A 15,534-nucleotide genomic window follows, 5' to 3' on the forward strand; every position below is an offset into this window, starting at 1 on the left:
GGGTGCGCCGTGCCCGAAGGTTTCGTTTTAAGAAGCCGCGGTGTCCTAGAAGTCCCCGCGGCCGGCGTCCTCGGGCGGCAGCACGGGCCAGTCGCCTTCGATCACGGCCGCGGGCTTGGTCTTGCGCAGGTAGCCCTGGAAATCGGAAGCCTGGGCGGAGGCCCACTCGATCTGCAGCTGGTGCAGGTGGCTGGCCGGCATCCGGAGCTTCGGGAACTTCCCGGCCATGGCGTCGAGCATGCGCAGGGTGGCCAGGGCATCGGCTGCCGAGGTGTGGGCGTTGTCCAGGTTCACCCCGTACTCCTCGCACAGAGCGGTCAGGGTGCGCTTGCCCTTGCGGTACCGGTCCACCTGCTTGTTCATGATGTACGGATCCAGCACCGGGAAGCGGCTGAGCTGCGGCACACCGTAACGGGCCGACTCGGCGGCGAGCACGGTGAAGTCGTAGCTGGCGTTGAAGGCGATGACCGGCACTCCGGTGTCGAAGAGTTCCTGGAGCGCCGCGGCGACCTCCCGCGTCACGTCAGCGGCAGGACGGCCCTCGCTGCGGGCCCGCTCCGTGGTGACGCCGTGGATATCGCTGGCCTCCGTAGGAATCTCGACCCCCGGATCCGCCAGCCACTCGTGTTCCTTGACGATCCCGCCGTCGGCATCCACCACGGTGATGGACGCCGTGACAATCCGCGCGGAGCGGGAGTTCCGGCCGGTGGTTTCAAGGTCGAAGGCTGCGCGGGGGAGGGTGTTCCAAGTGCTCATGCGTCAACGCTACCTGCTGCCTCCGACAGAAATGCGCCACCACCCCGCGCCCCGGTCCGGGCACACTGCGCCCCCGCCCCGGAACGCCCGGACGGCCGACGGCGGCCCGCACCGGCCGCCAGCGTCCCGGCCGCTAGGCTTGTTCCATGCGGATGGAGTATGTGGAGGCGGTGCTGGACGTGGTGGCACTGATCCCCGCAGGCGCTGCAGTGGCGTACGGTGACGTCGCCGAACTCCTCGGCTCCGGCGGCCCCCGGCAGATCGGCTTCGTCATGAGCCACCACGGCAGTTCCGTGCCCTGGTGGCGGGTTCTGAAAGCCAGCGGTGATGCGCCCCCCGGGCACGAACGCGAGGCGCTTGCCCTGTACATCCTGGAAGGAACCCCGCTGCTGGGAAACTATGCGGGCTACCTCCGCACCGGCGAGGGCCGCTGGCGCGTGGACCTGATGGCCGCCCGCTGGGCCCCGAGTGACCGTGAGTTCGACCGGATCGACGCCGTGGCCGAGCGGCTGGAACGGTCCTTGCGCAAACTGTCGGCCCCTGATGATGAAATGACGGTGTGAGCATCCCCAGCAACAGCCCCCAGCCCCTCCAGCCCACACCAACACAGCCCACACCACCACACCCCGCACCACCACACCCCGCACCACCACACCCCGCACCACCACACCCTGGATCACCGCAGCCCGCCGCCAGCGGGCCTGCCAAGGGCAGGCAGCGACCCGTCCAGCCGCGCGCCGCCGGCTCCGCACTCCGCCTGCTGCCGCCGCGCACACTGCACAACGCGGCGCCCGCGCTGACGGCGGACCAGCTCGCCGCCGTCGACGTCCCGCACGGCTCCGGCCCGGTCCTTATCCCCGGGGCGCCGGGGACCGGCAAGTCGACCGTGCTGGTCGAAGCCGCCGTCCGGCGTGCGCTGCGGGACGGCATCGATCCCGAACGGATGCTCATCCTCGCCCCCGGACGCCTCGCCGCCGACACGCTCCGGGACCGCTTCACCGCGCGGCTGGACCGCAGTCTGAGCACGACGCCGGCCCGCACCTGGGCGTCGTACGCCTTCGACCTGATCCGGCGGGCCAAGGCCGAAGGGATCCTGCCGCTGCCGCGCCCGCCGAAACTCCTGTCCGGCCCGGAACAGGACCTGATCATCAAGGAGCTCCTCGAAGGCCACGCGCAGCCCGGACTCGAACTTCCCTGGCCGGAGGACCTGGGGGCTGCCCTGCAGACCCGAGGGTTCCGGCAGGAGGTCCGTCAGCTCTTTGACCGGATCATCGAATCCGGGCGGACCGCCGAGGACCTTGTGGTCCTCGCCCGGCGCTGCCACCGGCCGGACTGGGTCGCCGCGGCGGCGCTGTACACGGAGTACCGCGACGTGCTGGACCTTCGGATGCCCGAATCCTTCGACCCGGCCGGCATCATCACCGCAGCCCGGCAGATCTTCCAGGACGAACCGGACTTCCTCGCCGCCGAACGCGACCGGCTCCAGCTCGTGCTCGTGGACGACATGCAGGAAGCCAACCCTGCCGTGTTCGAATTGCTCGCGGATATCGCCGCCGGCAAGGAAGCCCTCATCACCTCATCGCCGGACACCGTGGTCCAGGGGTTCCGCGGCGCCCGCCCGGACCTTGTGGCCGAGCTTCCCCGGCTGCTCGCACCGGCTGGCGGGACGGTGCTCGAACGGCCGCTCTGGACCGCGCACCGCCACACCCCGGCGGTGGCGGATGCCTGGCTGTCCGTCGCCGGACGGATCTCCAGCCGCGCCGGCGGGCAGTCCGCGCGCCGGCTCGAACAGCCCCAGGACCCGGGTTCCGGCGGCGGCACCGTCGAGGCGCATCTGCTGCCGTCGCCGGTGCACGAACTGCGTTACGTGGCGCAACGGATCCTGGAGGCCCAGCTCAACGACGGCCGCGAACTCGGTGACATCGCCGTGATCGTCCGCAACGGCGGCCAGCTCAGCCAGCTGCAACGCTACCTCGCAGGCCAGGGCATCCCGGTCCGGATCCCGGTGGCCGAATCCGCCGTCCGCGACGAGGTCGCCGTCCGGCCGCTGCTGGATGCCTATGCCGTGGCACTGGACCCGGCCGTGCTGACCCCCGAGGCGGCGGTGGCGCTGCTGACCTCCCGGATCGGCGGATCCACCGCGATCGAGCTGCGGCGCCTGCGCCAGTCCCTGCGCCGGGAGGAAATCCTGGGCGGCGGAGGGCGCACCAGCGACGTGCTGCTCGTCGAGGCGCTGCTGGAGCCGGGCGCGCTGGCGACCCTGGGCATCGAGGGGCACTCCGCGCGCCGGATCGCCCGGATGATCCAGGCCGGCCGGGACGCTGCCCAGGCCCCCGGTGGCAACGCCGAAACGGTGCTGTGGGCGCTGTGGAACTCCACCGGCCTCGCCGCGCGTTGGACCGAGGCGGCGCTGGCCGGTGGGTCGGCCGGTGCCCGGGCGGATCGGGACCTCGATGCCATGATGGCCCTGTTCCACACCGCCGAGCGCTTCGTGGACCAACTCCCCGGTTCCGGACCGGAGCAGTTCCTCGAGTACCTGCTCAGCCAGGAGCTCCCGATGGACACCCTCGCCGCGAGGGCCCAGCTCGAGGACGCGGTGGAACTCATGACCCCGGCCAGCGCCGCCGGCCGGGAGTGGCCCGTGGTCATCGTCCCCGGCCTGCAGGAAGGGGTCTGGCCCAACACCAGGCTCCGCGGCGAACTGCTCGGCAGCACGCTGTTCGCCGACGCCGTCGAACACGGCGTGGCCTACGCCCTGCAGCTGGATCCCCTCAGCCGGCTGCGCGAGATCCGTTATGACGAGCTGCGCAGCTTCTCCACCGCAGTGTCGCGGGCACAGCAGATGCTGATCTGCACCGCCGTGTCCTCGGAGGACGAACAGCCGTCCTCGTTCCTTGACTACGTGGCGCCGCTGGACCCGGACCAGGACCGGCGCGGCTTCACCCCGGTGGGGCGTCCGCTGACCCTGCGGGCCCTCGTCGCCGAATTGCGCCAGTACGCCCAGCTCGACGCCGGGACCCCGGAAGCCCAGGAGGCCAGCGCCGTTCTGGGCGCCCTGGCCGCCGCCGAGCCGTCCGTGCCCGGCGCGCACCCCGGGAGCTGGTGGGGCCTTGCTGCGCTGTCCACGGACGGGCCCGTCGTTCCGACCGGCGGCACCGTGTACGTCTCGCCGTCGAAGGTGGAGACCGTGCAGAAATCGCCGCTGGACTGGTTCGTCCAGGCCGCCGGCGGGGAAGCAGCCACCGACTTTGCCCGCAGCCTGGGCACCCTGGTCCACTCCATCGCGCAGGATCTGCCGGATGCCTCCGGCAGCGACTACGTGGCCGAACTCGTCCGCCGCTGGCCGGCGCTGGGGATGAAGGATAACTGGGAGGGAAAACTGGACTTCCAGCGCGCGGAAACCATGGTCCGGAAGCTTGCCCAGTACGTGCTGGTGATGCGCAGCGAAGGCCGGTCCCTGGTCGGCGTCGAGCTGGACTTCGAAGTCAAACTCCCGGACGTTGTGGGCCCGGCCGGAAGCACCGGCACTGACACCGGCACCGCCACCGGCACCGGCGCGGACGCGGAGCGCGACGCCTGGCCCGCCCGCCCGGCCGTGCTGCGCGGCCAGGTCGACCGCCTGGAAATCGACGCCGAAGGCAGGCTCGTCGTCGTGGACCTCAAAACCGGCAAGCGGCAGCCCGGGAAGGCCGACCTCGAGCGGCATCCGCAGCTGGGCGCCTACCAGGCTGCGGTGCTGGCCGGAGGCTTTGCCGGCCCCGACGACGGCCCGCCCCCCTTGCCGGGCGGGGCCGTCCTGGCCCAGCTCGGCACCACCACCAAGAGCCCGGGCATCCAGGCCCAGCCTCCCCTGGACCCCGCGGAGAATTGGGCCCTGGGCATGGTCGGTGATGCCGCCCGGACCATGTCCGGGAGCACCTTCGAGGCCCGCCACGATCCGTCCAAGGGCGGCCAGGGCGGCCACGGCGGCCACGGCTGCCGCCTTCCCGAAGTCTGCCCGCTGTGCCTGCGGGGAAAGCAGGTCACCGAATGACCCCCGAGACACCCGAGACACCCGAGACACCCGCGGCCCCCGCCGCCCTTCCCACGCCGAGGTTCACGCCCGAGGAGCTCTCGGCCCTGCTGGGCGAGAAGAACAGCCCCACCGCGGAGCAGTCGCACATCATTTCCTCGCCCCTCTCACCCCGGCTCGTCATTGCCGGCGCCGGCTCGGGCAAGACCGCTACCATGGCCGACCGGGTGGTGTGGCTCGTCGCCAACGGCTGGGTCCGGCCGGAGGAAGTGCTCGGCGTGACCTTCACCCGCAAGGCCGCCGGGGAGTTGGCCACCCGCATACGGGCGAAGCTGGCCGCGCTGCAGCGCATCGCCGCGGCCGACACGCGGAACCAGGTGTTCCCCGCCGGGCTGCTCAGCGCCGACGCGCTCGAACCCAAGGTCTCCACCTACCACTCGTACGCCAGCGCCATCGTGTCCGACTACGGGCTCCGGCTCGGCGTCGAACGTGACGTCGTGCTGCTCGGCGGCGCCCAGTCCTTCCAGCTCGCCAGCGAGGTCGTGGAAGCCTTCGACGGCGAATACGAACACTTCCGCTCCGCCAAATCCACCCTGGTCAAGGCCGTCATCCAGCTCGCCGGCGAGTGCGCTGAGCACCTCCAGGACCCGGCCGGAGTCCGGGGCTGGCTGCTGGACCGGGTCGCTGAGTTCGAGGCGCTGCCCTACCTCGCCACCGCCAAAAAGAACCCCAGCCAGGCCGTGGGCGAGCTCAGCGGGCTGCTGCGCACCCGGGCCAGTGTCGCGGAGATGGTGGGACGCTACACGGACGCCAAGCGCACCCGCGGCGCCCTCGACTTCGGCGACTTGGTGGCCCTCGCCGCCCGCGTCGCCAACGAGATCCCGATCGCCGCGGAAACCGAACGCCAGCGCTACAAAGTGGTGCTGCTGGACGAGTTCCAGGACACCTCACATGCCCAGCTCGTGCTCTTTTCCCGGCTGTTCGGCGACGGCCACGCCGTTACCGCGGTGGGGGATCCCAACCAGTCCATTTACGGCTTCCGCGGCGCCTCCGCCGGCCAGCTCTTCCACTTCGTTCGCGAATTCCCGGTCCGGCTTCCCACGGAGGACTCCGACGCCGAAACTGCGGGCGCGGCGGGCCGGGCGCGCTTCGCTGTCGCCCCGACGTCGTACCTCACCACGGCGTGGCGCAACGGCCGGAACATCCTCTCCGCCGCCAACGTCATTTCCGCGCCGCTCAGCAAAGCCGCCGCCCAGACCGGCCCGGCCGGCGAAAGGGACACCGCCGGGGGTGTCGAGGTCCCGCCGCTGCAGCCCAGCCCGGCCGCGGTTCAGGGACGCGTGCTGATGGGCCGTTTTGGCACCGACGAGGACGAGGCCGCGGCCATCTCGGGTGACGTGCTGAAGTTCCGGGTGACCGACTTCGACGGGCCGGCAGCGGAGACCGGGCCGCCCGCCATGGCGGTGCTGTGCCGCCGGCGCGCCCAGATGGAATGCATCCGCCGGGAGTTCGAGGTGCGCGGGATCCCGTATGAGATCGTCGGCCTCGGCGGCCTCCTGGACACCCCCGAGATCATCGACCTCGTCGCGACCCTCCGGGTGCTGGCCGACCCGGGCCGGTCCGATTCGCTGATGCGCCTGCTCGCCGGGGCCCGCTGGCGGATCGGCCCCGCGGACCTGATGGCCTTGCGGGACTGGTCCGGTTTCCTCGCCCGGCGCCGCGGCCGCCCCGGCTCCCCGAACGACGCCGACGACGCCGACGACGGCGCGGCGGCTGCGGTGATCGAGGGCGACCTCACGGACGCCGCAAGCCTGGTCGAGGCCCTCGACTGGCTGCCGCGCGAAGGCTGGATCTCCGCGCACGGCCGCCAGCTCAGCGCCGAGGCGCTGGAACGGCTCCGGCGGCTCTCGGCGGAACTCCGGCAACTGCGCGGCTACATGGGAGATGACCTCACCACCCTGCTCGGCGAGGTCGAGCGGGCCATGCTGCTGGACATCGAGGTGTCCGCGCGGCCCGGGATCAGCATTCATCAGGCCCGCCGCAACCTGGATGCGTTCCAGGACGCCGCCGCCGGGTTCCTGCACACCTCGCACCGGGTCGACGTGCTCGCTTTCCTGGCCTGGCTGGAGGCCGCGGCCGCGGAGGAGAACGGCCTGGACGCCGCTGCCCCCGAGGTGAACCACGAAGCGGTGCAGATACTGACCGTGCACGCCTCCAAAGGCCTGGAATGGGATGTCGTGTTCGTGCCCGGGCTCAACGCCGGGGCCTTCCCCAGCAGCCGGGACTCACGCTGGAGCAGCGGCAGCGCCGCACTGCCGTGGCCGCTGCGCGGGGACCGCGCCGACCTGCCGCAGTGGGACCTCGAACACCCGGACCAAAAAGGCTGGCTCGACGCCGAGAAGGAGTTCAAGTCCGCCGTGCAGGTCCACGGCGAGGCCGAGGAACGGCGGCTGGCCTACGTGGCCTACACCCGGGCGAAACACGTGCTCTGGGTATCCAGCGCCGCCTGGGTGGGCTCGCGCGCCGGGATGGCGGACATGTCGCCCTTCCTGACCGAACTCGAGGTGCTGGTTGCCGGCGGCGCCGCCACGATCCACCCGCAGTCCGTCAGTGAGGAGTCCTTGCCCGAGGAGAGCCCGCTGACCGCGGAATTGGAGGTCGCCGCCTGGCCCTATGACCCGCTCGAGGGGCCCATCGACCCGCGCACCGGGTCCCGGCTGCGCCTGGTTCCGGGCCGGCGGGCAGCCATGCAGTCCGCGGCGGCCAGCGTGCTGGCGTCCCTGGACTCCAACGTCCTGCAGGACGCCGCCGCCGGACCGGGCGCGCCCGGCCCGGACAAGCGCCGGGCGTTGCGCGGACCGGCCGGCGGCTGGGCATCCGAGGCCGCGACGCTGCTGGAGCGCCGATCCCGCCGTACGGCAGTCCACGGCGTGCACCTGCCGGGCCATATCTCCGCGTCCACCCTGGTGGACCTGGAGGACGACGCCGGCTCGGTCGTCGCCCGGCTCCGTCGCCCGGTCCCGCGGGAACCGGGCATGTCGGCCCGCAAGGGCACAGCCTTCCATGCCTGGGTGGAGGAATACTTCGGCGCCGCCGGCATGTTGGACCTCGGCGAGGCGGCCGGCTCCGACGACCACATCGACGCAGCGTACGGCCTGGACAGCATGGTGGAAACCTTCCGCCGGTCCGAGTGGGCCAACCGCGCCCCGGCCCACGTTGAGGTGCCGGTAGAGACCCGGATCGGTGACGTCGTGGTCCGCGGCCGGATCGACGCCGTCTTCCGCGATGCCGACGGCGGCTGGGACCTGGTGGACTGGAAGACCGGCCGCCGGCCGTCCGCCGCGCAGCTGAAGACCAAAGCCGTCCAGCTGGCCGTGTACCGGCTGGCCTGGGCAAGGCTCAAGGACGTCCCGCTGGACCAGGTCAGGGCGGCGTTCTACTACGTGGCGGACAACCAGGTGGTCCGGCCGCACGATCTGGGTTCAGCGGAACGGCTCGAACGGATCGTGGCCACGGCCCTGGGGACCGGCTAGCGGGACTTCGCCTCGACCACCGTGAGAGCGGTCGTCGAGGTGTCCTCTGCCGGGGTCCCCGGGGCCTCGGGCGGTTCCATGGTGCCCGCTAGGGCCTGCGCCTGTTCCGGGGCCGGCGCAGCGGCCTGGACGACGGCTATCGACTGGGTGGAGGTGTCTTCCGCGGAGGACTCATCGGCGGCCGGCCCGTCGTCGGGAATCGCAGTGACGGAGACCCCGCCGGACACCTTGTGGGGCGCCGCCTCGGAGGCCACCCCGGCCCTGCTGTCGTCAACCACGCCGGCATCCCCGGGCGCGCTGCCTTCTCCGCCGGCGGCGAGGGGGATGGGCGCGACGTGCACGGCAGGCATGGCGGTGCTGGAGGGAACGGCAGGCAGGCCGGAGACCGAGTCCGGCGCCAGCAGGGTCACCTTGCTGACGGCCGGCACCGGTGCGCCCCCCTCGGCCGGGGCCTGCGGTGCCTGGTCGGAGGCAGGGGTGGGCTGGGGGAGCGGTTCCACGCTGATCGGCTGCCCGCCGTGTTCCGCGACGTCCTCGGCGAGAGCGGTGAGCATGGACTTCGCCTCGTCAATCATGTCCTGGTTCCCGGCAGCAATGCCCTTGACGAGGTACTGCGCCAGGGCGAATTCGGCGGAGAGCGCGGCACGCCGCAGCAGATGCGCGTCCGGCACGTCGCGACGGGACGAGGTGTAGTGCGCCAGTACGGCGTCCACGAAGTCCTGGTCGTTGGATGCGACCAGCCAGGCCATGTCGTCGGCCGGGTCCCCGATCCTTAGATCGGTCCATCCCGTCACGGCCGTCACGCGGTCGCCGCCGACCAGCAGGTTGTCCTCGTGCAGGTCCCCGTGGACCACGCACGGGTTGAAACGCCAGAGGGAGACGTCCTCGAGGGCGTGTTCCCAGCGGCGAAGCAGCAATGGGGGAATCATGCCGGTGGTGGCGGCCTGGTCCAGTTCGTTGAGGCGGCGCTGGCGGAACTCGTTGGGGGTGTAGCTCGGCAGATCGGCGTTGCTGACCAGCGCGTGCGGCAAATCGTGGATGGCGGCGAGGGCCGCGCCGATTTCGCGGGCCACCGCGGGGGAGGCGGCGCCGAGTTCCTCAACCGACCGGGTCGAGCCTGCCAGATGCGAGTAGACGAACGTGGTCAGCGGGCCCTGCCGCACGGTGCCGGCCACGGTGGGCATCAGGAAGGGAAGTTCGGCCCGGATGCCCGGGAGGAAGGCGCGCAGCACCAGGAACTCTGTTTCCAGCCGCGCGCTGGCCTCGGCGTGGCGCGGCGAGCGGACCCGCCAGCGCTTGCCTTCGGAGTCAAGCAGGAGTGCCGAGTCGAAGTCCGCCGGATCGTCGGGCGCAGAGCTGACGGCGGTCGGGGTCAGTCCGGGGACTGCCGCGGTTGCCACAGCTGCCAGTTCGATTGGTTGTCTTCTCACGCTTCCACGGTAGATTGAGTGGCGCCCAAGACGGCGATGCACCACGGCGAGTCCGAAAGATCGGGAATAAATCGCACCCCTCGGGCTCCGCTCCTGCGCAGTGCCCTTGCCGCCGCCCGCGGGCACGTGCGGATGCCCACATACGCCCCGGAGAAATGTCATTTGTCAGCGGGAGTCAGTACGGTGGGTACATGAGTCTTGCGGAGTCACCGGCGTCCAATCACCAAGCCCAGGCGGGCACGCCAATCTCCCCGCACACCGGCCCGGCCGCCAACCATCTTCTGGACACAGTCCTTCCCGTACGCCCGGCGCTGATTGACCGGGGCTCCGCCGCGCGGCTTAAGGCCGGGATGCTCGAGGAGCTCCTGGCCTCCGGCGCCGCCCGGGCCATGGTGCTCTCCGGCCGGCAGGCCCTGATCAACGGCAGCAGCCTGGTGCTGCTGGACGCCGCCGAACTCGCCCGGCACCTGCAGGACACGGCCTACGCCCCCGAACAGCTGATCTACCTTGGCTCCGCACTGCCCGGCTCGGGCCTGGCGGCGGGAACCGAACTGGTCCTCTTCCTCCTGCCACAGCAGTTCGAGGTCCAGGCCGAGGAATTCGAAGCCCATATCGCCGGCATCCCCGAGGGCGCGCAGTGGGCGGGGTTCCGTGAGGTAGCGGCCACGCTGAACCCGACGGACACCGCCGTCTTCATCGAGGCCAGCGCCATCGCCAACTGGCACGCCACGCACACCCACTGCCCGCGCTGCGGCACCCCCACCGTGCCGGAAGCCGGAGGCTGGGTCCGCCGGTGCCCCGCGGACGGCTCCGAGCACTACCCTCGGACCGATCCGGCCATCATCGTTACGGTGGTGGGCCCGGACGGCCGGCTCCTGCTCGGCGGCGGCGGCCCCCTTGATGCCCGGAACTATTCGACCCTCGCCGGGTTCGTCGAACCGGGGGAGTCGCTGGAGCAGGCAGTGGTCCGGGAGATCGGCGAGGAAGTGGGCGTGCGGGTCACGGCCTGCCAGTACCTCGGTTCCCAGCCGTGGCCCTTCCCGGCCTCCCTGATGCTCGGCTTCACAGCCTCGACCGCGGACACCGAAGCCACGCCCGACGGCGTCGAGGTCACGCGGGCACGCTGGTTCAGCCGGAGCGAACTGCAGGCGGCGGTACTCAGCGGCGAGATCGTCATCTCCAGCAGGCTGTCCATCGCCCGGGCCCTAATCGAGCACTGGTACGGCGGGGTCATCCACGACCGCACGGACAACCCGTGAGCCGCGCGTGAAAACACGCAGCGGCAACTCCGCGCCGCGGATCGACCACCGCAGCGCATCCACCGCACACCCTCGAACGACTGAGCAGCAGAAGTGAACACAGACATCTTCCAGTCCAGCGCCTTCCCGTCCGACCTGTCCGGCCCATCCGATCCCTCCGGCCCAGGCGACGTGGCGCCGGACGCCGACGCGCCCGATAACCGCTCGCTTGAGGAGCGCATTCTCGGCGGCCTTGACGCCGAACAGCGCGAAGTTGCCAGCACCCTCCAAGGACCCATGTGCGTGCTCGCCGGCGCCGGCACCGGCAAGACCCGCGCCATCACCCACCGGATCGCCTACGGCGTGCACTCCGGTGTCTACAACCCGCAGCGCCTCCTGGCCGTCACCTTCACGTCGCGGGCAGCGGCCGAAATGCGCAGCCGCCTCCGCGACCTCGGCGTCGGCAACGTCCAGGCCCGCACCTTCCATGCCGCCGCCCTGCGCCAACTCCAGTTCTTCTGGCCCCAGGCGGTCGGCGGCGTCCTGCCGAACCTGCTGGACCACAAGGCCCAGATGATTGCCGAGGCGGCCCGGCGGCTGCGCCTCAGCACCGACCGGGCCTCGATCCGCGATCTGGCCTCCGAAATCGAGTGGGCCAAGGTGTCAATGCTGACCCCGGCCAACTATCTGGAAAAAGCCCAGGGCCGCGGCGCCCCGGGCGGCTTTGACCTGACCGCCGTCGCCCGCGTCTTCCAGTCCTATGAGGACGTCAAGACGGACCGGAACGTGATCGACTTCGAGGACGTGCTGCTGATCACCGTGGGCATCCTGCAGGAGGACCCGAAGGTCGCCGCCACGGTCCGCGAGCAGTACCGCCACTTCGTCGTTGACGAGTACCAGGACGTCTCGCCGCTGCAGCAGCGGCTGCTGGAACTGTGGCTCGGCGGCCGCGACGAGCTCTGCGTCGTCGGCGACGCCAGCCAGACCATTTATTCCTTTACCGGCGCCTCGCCGAAGCATCTGCTCGGCTTCAAGGCGCAGTACCCCGAAGCCACCGTTGTCAAGCTGATCCGCGACTACCGCTCCACCCCGCAGGTGGTTCGGCTGGCCAACGAACTGCTGGCCGGCCGGCGCAGCGGCGGGCCAGTCGCAGACGCCGCCTGGGCGGCGCCGCTGCAGCTTCTGGCGCAGCGCCCGGCAGGTCCGGTGCCGCAGTTCACCGAATGCTCCGACGACGAGGCCGAGGCCGCCACCGTGGCGGTCAAAGTCCGTGAGCTCCTCAACGCGGGCACGCCGGCCAGCCAGGTCGCCGTGCTGTTCCGCACCAACGGCCAGTCCGAGGCCTACGAGCAGGCCCTGGCTTCGGCGGGGATCGGCTACCAGCTGCGCGGCGGGGAACGGTTCTTTGCCCGCAAGGAGGTCCGGGACGCCATCCTGCAGCTGCGCGCCGCCACCCGGGCCGTCGCCGAAACCGCCAGCCCCGAGCCGCTGGGCCAGCTGGTCCGGGACATCGTCGCCTCGCTGGGCTACACGGACGCCGCTCCGCACAGCGGCGGCGCGCTCCGGGAACGCTGGGAATCCCTCGCAGCGCTTGTCGCGCTGGCCGACGAACTCGTGATCAGCCGCGGCGCGCAGTTCACCCTCGCGGACTTCGTCAACGAACTCCAGGAACGCTCCCTGGCCCAGCACGCCCCGACCGTCCAGGGCGTCACCCTGGCCTCGCTGCACGCCGCCAAGGGCCTGGAATGGGACGCCGTGTTCCTCGTCGGGCTCAGCGAGGGGCTGATGCCGATCTCCTTCGCCGACAGCCCCGAATCCGTGGACGAGGAACGCCGCCTGCTCTACGTGGGGATCACCCGGGCCAGGGAACACCTGTTCCTGTCCTGGTCGACCGCACGGACCCCGGGCGGGCGCGCCAACCGGAAGCCCTCGCGCTTCCTGGACGGGCTGCGCCCCGACTCCGTGGCCAGCTCTTCGGTCCGCGGCAAGGGGGCGGCGCCGCGCCGCAAAGCCGCTGTGCCGGCCACCTGCCGGACCTGCGGGACGATGCTCTCGTCCGGGGCCGAACGCAAGGTGGGCCGCTGCAACCAGTGCCCGCCCAGCTACGAGGAGCAGACCTTCGACGCGCTCCGGCAGTGGCGCAAGGACATCGCGCTCGAAGGCGACGTCCCCGCCTTCGTGATCTTCACTGACGCCACCCTGACCGCCATTGCCGAAGCCCGGCCCGAATCCCTCGAACAGCTCGCCAAACTTCCCGGGGTGGGCCCGTCCAAACTGGAGAAATACGGCGAAGCAGTGCTGGCAGTGCTGGTCGAAAGCACCACACTCTGATGGCCGGCAGCAGCCGCGCCGTTCCCGCAGCCTTAACGCTGACCACCGCCGACGGAGCCCCGGTGGAAGTCCGGCGCTCCGCCCGGCGCCGCCGCACCGTGGCGGCGTTCTGGGAGAACGGCACCGCCGTCGTCGCCATTCCCGCCTCCTTCAGCCGCGCCCAGGAACACGAATGGGTGCACCGGATGCTCGAGAAGCTGCGGCTCCAGGGCGAACGGGGGACCCGCGGCGCCGGCCGGCGGCGTCCGCGCAGCGATGCCGCGCTCGCAGCACACGCCGCCGAGCTGTCGGCGAAGTACTTCGGCGGCCGGGCAGTCCCGTCCTCCGTGCGCTGGGTGGGCAACCAGAACTCCCGCTGGGGATCCGCGACGCCGTCGGAGGGGACCATCCGGCTGTCGGACAAGCTGCAGCCCATGCCGCAGTGGGTCATCGACTACGTGCTGCTGCATGAACTGGCGCACCTGCTGGTGGCCGGCCACGACGCCGCGTTCTGGCGGCTGCTCGAGGCTTACCCGGACACTGCCCGGGCCAAAGCCTTCCTTGAGGGCGTCTCCTTTGCCACGTCCCGCGGCCTCACGCCCGGCGACGACGATGACGTGGACGGCCCGCCGGTCAGCTAGGACTTGGGGTTTCCGCCGTCGCCGGGGGCCTCGTCAGTCCCGGTTCCGCCGGTGTTCCCGCCGGTTTCACCGGTGACTTCCCCCGCTTCGCGAGTGTCTTGGACGGAGTCGCCGGTGTCTTGCCCGGCCGCCGTCGCATCCTCCTGCTCGTCGAAGCCGCCGCTGAGCAGCTTCTGCAGGGCGTCGTCGACCTCGGAGTCGCTGGCCTCAGCCAGCTTCCGTCGTTCGCTGAACCCCTTCGGGTCTTCCAGGTCCTCGGCGGTGGGCAGCAGATCGGGGTGATTCCAGATCGCATCGCGGCCGTCGACGCCGCGTTCGTCCTTCAGCGAGGCCCAGAGGGCGGCGGCCTCCCGGAGCCGGCGCGGCCGCAATTCCAGTCCCACGAGGGAGGAGAACGCGTGTTCGGCCGGTCCTCCGGTGGCGCGGCGGCGCCGCACCGTCTCCCGCAGCGCCGCGGCCGAGGGCAGCAGCTTCTCCGTGGCAGCCCAGCTCAGCTCGTCCACCCAGCCCTCCACGAGAGCGAGGGCGGTCTCCAGCTTCTCCAGCGCCTGATCCTGCGCGGGAGTGCGCTGCGGCATAAAGACACCCTGCGACAGGGCCTCCTGGATGCCCTCCGGGTTGCCCGGATCGAGTTCGCGGGCGAGCTCCTCGATCTTCGAGGTGTCGATGTGGATGCCGCGGGCGTACGACTCGATGGCGCCGAGGAGGTGCCCCCGCAACCAGGGGACCTGCACGAACAGCCGGGCGTGGGCCGCTTCGCGGACGGCCAGGAACAGCCGGATGTCGTTCTCCGGCAGGCTGAGGCCTTCGCCGAACTTCGCCACGTTGGAGGGCAGCAGCGCCATTTCGAGGTCGGCGAGCGGGACGCCGATGTCCGTGGAGCTGACCACCTCTGCCGACAGGGCGCCGATGGCCTGGCCCAGCTGCATGCCGAAAATCGCCCCGCCCATGTTCTGCAGCATGGAGGACGCGCCACCCATCATGGACTTCATTTCCTCCGGCATCTGCTCGGTCATGGCCGTGGACAGGGCATTCGCGATGCTGTTGGCAACCGGCTCGGTCAGGCGCTTCCAGGTGCCGAGCGTTTCCTCGACCCACTCGGCCCGTGACCAGGCGCGGCCGATCAGGCCCGTGGCCGGCAGGCCGGTGACCTGGTCAAGCCACAGTTCGGCGAGCCGCAGGGCTTCATCGACCTCGCGGGACTGCTGCGCCGTGACGGACGGGTCGGAGCCACTGGCGGCCACGCGCCGGGCGTTTTCGTGCGCGAGCTGCCAGTTCACGGGGCCTTCCGAGGGGGCGCTCATCATGGCCTGGACCTGGGAAAACATCTGGGCGAGGAGGTTCGGATCGTCCGGAAGGCCGGCTGCCTTTGCCAGTTCCGCGGGGTCGATGTTCCCCATGCCCTGGCCCCCCATCAGGTTCTTGAGCATTTCTGCCAGCGGATCCTTTGGTTCCTCGTCGCCATTGGACGGATTAAGTGGGTTGGAGGTCATGATCCCGCCGATCGTCGGTGTGGCTGCTTCTCACGTTCACGGTACCGCGCAGCCAGCGGGCTGTCTGCCGAAACCCCGCCACGTTCGCTGTAGGCAAAGAGCCCGGCCGGCAGCCGAGCGC

9 protein-coding genes are annotated in these 15,534 nt (G+C 71.1%); 6 read left to right on the top strand and 3 right to left on the bottom strand.

The window, feature by feature from the left end; genetic code table 11:
• Positions 1–45 precede the first annotated feature (45 nt).
• Entirely contained in the window at positions 46–756 is a 711-nt protein-coding gene (locus QK291_RS10585) for a 3'-5' exonuclease (RefSeq protein WP_282381542.1), read from the bottom strand.
• Positions 757–902: 146 nt separating this feature from the next.
• Between QK291_RS10585 and QK291_RS10590 the strand changes: the two genes are divergently transcribed.
• The 3 genes from QK291_RS10590 (at position 903) to QK291_RS10600 (ending at position 8,301) form a co-directional block, all read left to right on the top strand.
• The gene (locus tag QK291_RS10590; protein ID WP_282381544.1) at positions 903–1,319 is read left to right on the top strand and encodes an MGMT family protein; all 417 of its coding nucleotides are present in this window, start codon (positions 903–905) and stop codon (positions 1,317–1,319) included.
• A 194-nt stretch (positions 1,320–1,513) separates the two neighbouring features.
• Positions 1,514–4,789 carry an ATP-dependent DNA helicase gene (locus QK291_RS10595; protein ID WP_282381775.1) on the top strand — a complete coding sequence of 1,092 codons (3,276 nt, stop codon included), beginning with the start codon at positions 1,514–1,516 and terminating at the stop codon, positions 4,787–4,789.
• Positions 4,786–8,301 carry an ATP-dependent DNA helicase gene (locus tag QK291_RS10600; RefSeq protein WP_282381546.1) on the top strand — a complete coding sequence of 1,172 codons (3,516 nt, stop codon included), beginning with the start codon at positions 4,786–4,788 and terminating at the stop codon, positions 8,299–8,301. The genes QK291_RS10595 and QK291_RS10600 overlap by 4 nt, the downstream gene beginning before the upstream one ends.
• On the opposite strand, the gene QK291_RS10605 is transcribed toward QK291_RS10600, so the two are convergent.
• Positions 8,298–9,731 (bottom strand): phosphotransferase, encoded by a 1,434-nt coding sequence (locus QK291_RS10605; RefSeq protein WP_282381548.1) that lies wholly within the window; start codon positions 9,729–9,731, stop codon positions 8,298–8,300. The two genes, QK291_RS10600 and QK291_RS10605, sit on opposite strands and share 4 nt — an antisense overlap.
• Before the next feature lie 191 nt (positions 9,732–9,922).
• Here QK291_RS10605 and nudC point away from each other — a divergent pair, with 191 nt between their 5' ends.
• The 3 genes from nudC (at position 9,923) to QK291_RS10620 (ending at position 13,920) form a co-directional block, all read left to right on the top strand.
• Positions 9,923–10,990, top strand: a complete 1,068-nt coding sequence (gene nudC / locus QK291_RS10610) for an NAD(+) diphosphatase (RefSeq protein WP_282381550.1) — start codon at positions 9,923–9,925, stop codon at positions 10,988–10,990.
• Between the two features lie 171 nt (positions 10,991–11,161).
• Positions 11,162–13,300: an ATP-dependent DNA helicase UvrD2 gene (locus tag QK291_RS10615; RefSeq protein WP_282381778.1), complete on the top strand. Its 2,139-nt coding sequence runs from the start codon at positions 11,162–11,164 to the stop codon at positions 13,298–13,300.
• A complete protein-coding gene (locus QK291_RS10620) occupies positions 13,300–13,920 on the top strand; it encodes a M48 family metallopeptidase (RefSeq protein WP_282381552.1) in 621 nt (206 codons plus the stop codon). The genes QK291_RS10615 and QK291_RS10620 overlap by 1 nt, the downstream gene beginning before the upstream one ends.
• Here the strand turns inward: QK291_RS10620 and QK291_RS10625 are convergent.
• A complete protein-coding gene (locus QK291_RS10625; RefSeq protein WP_282381554.1) occupies positions 13,917–15,413 on the bottom strand; it encodes a zinc-dependent metalloprotease in 1,497 nt (498 codons plus the stop codon). The two genes, QK291_RS10620 and QK291_RS10625, sit on opposite strands and share 4 nt — an antisense overlap.
• Positions 15,414–15,534 lie beyond the last annotated feature (121 nt).

The organism is Arthrobacter sp. AL12, assembly GCF_029960645.1.
GTDB lineage: Bacteria > Actinomycetota > Actinomycetes > Actinomycetales > Micrococcaceae > Arthrobacter.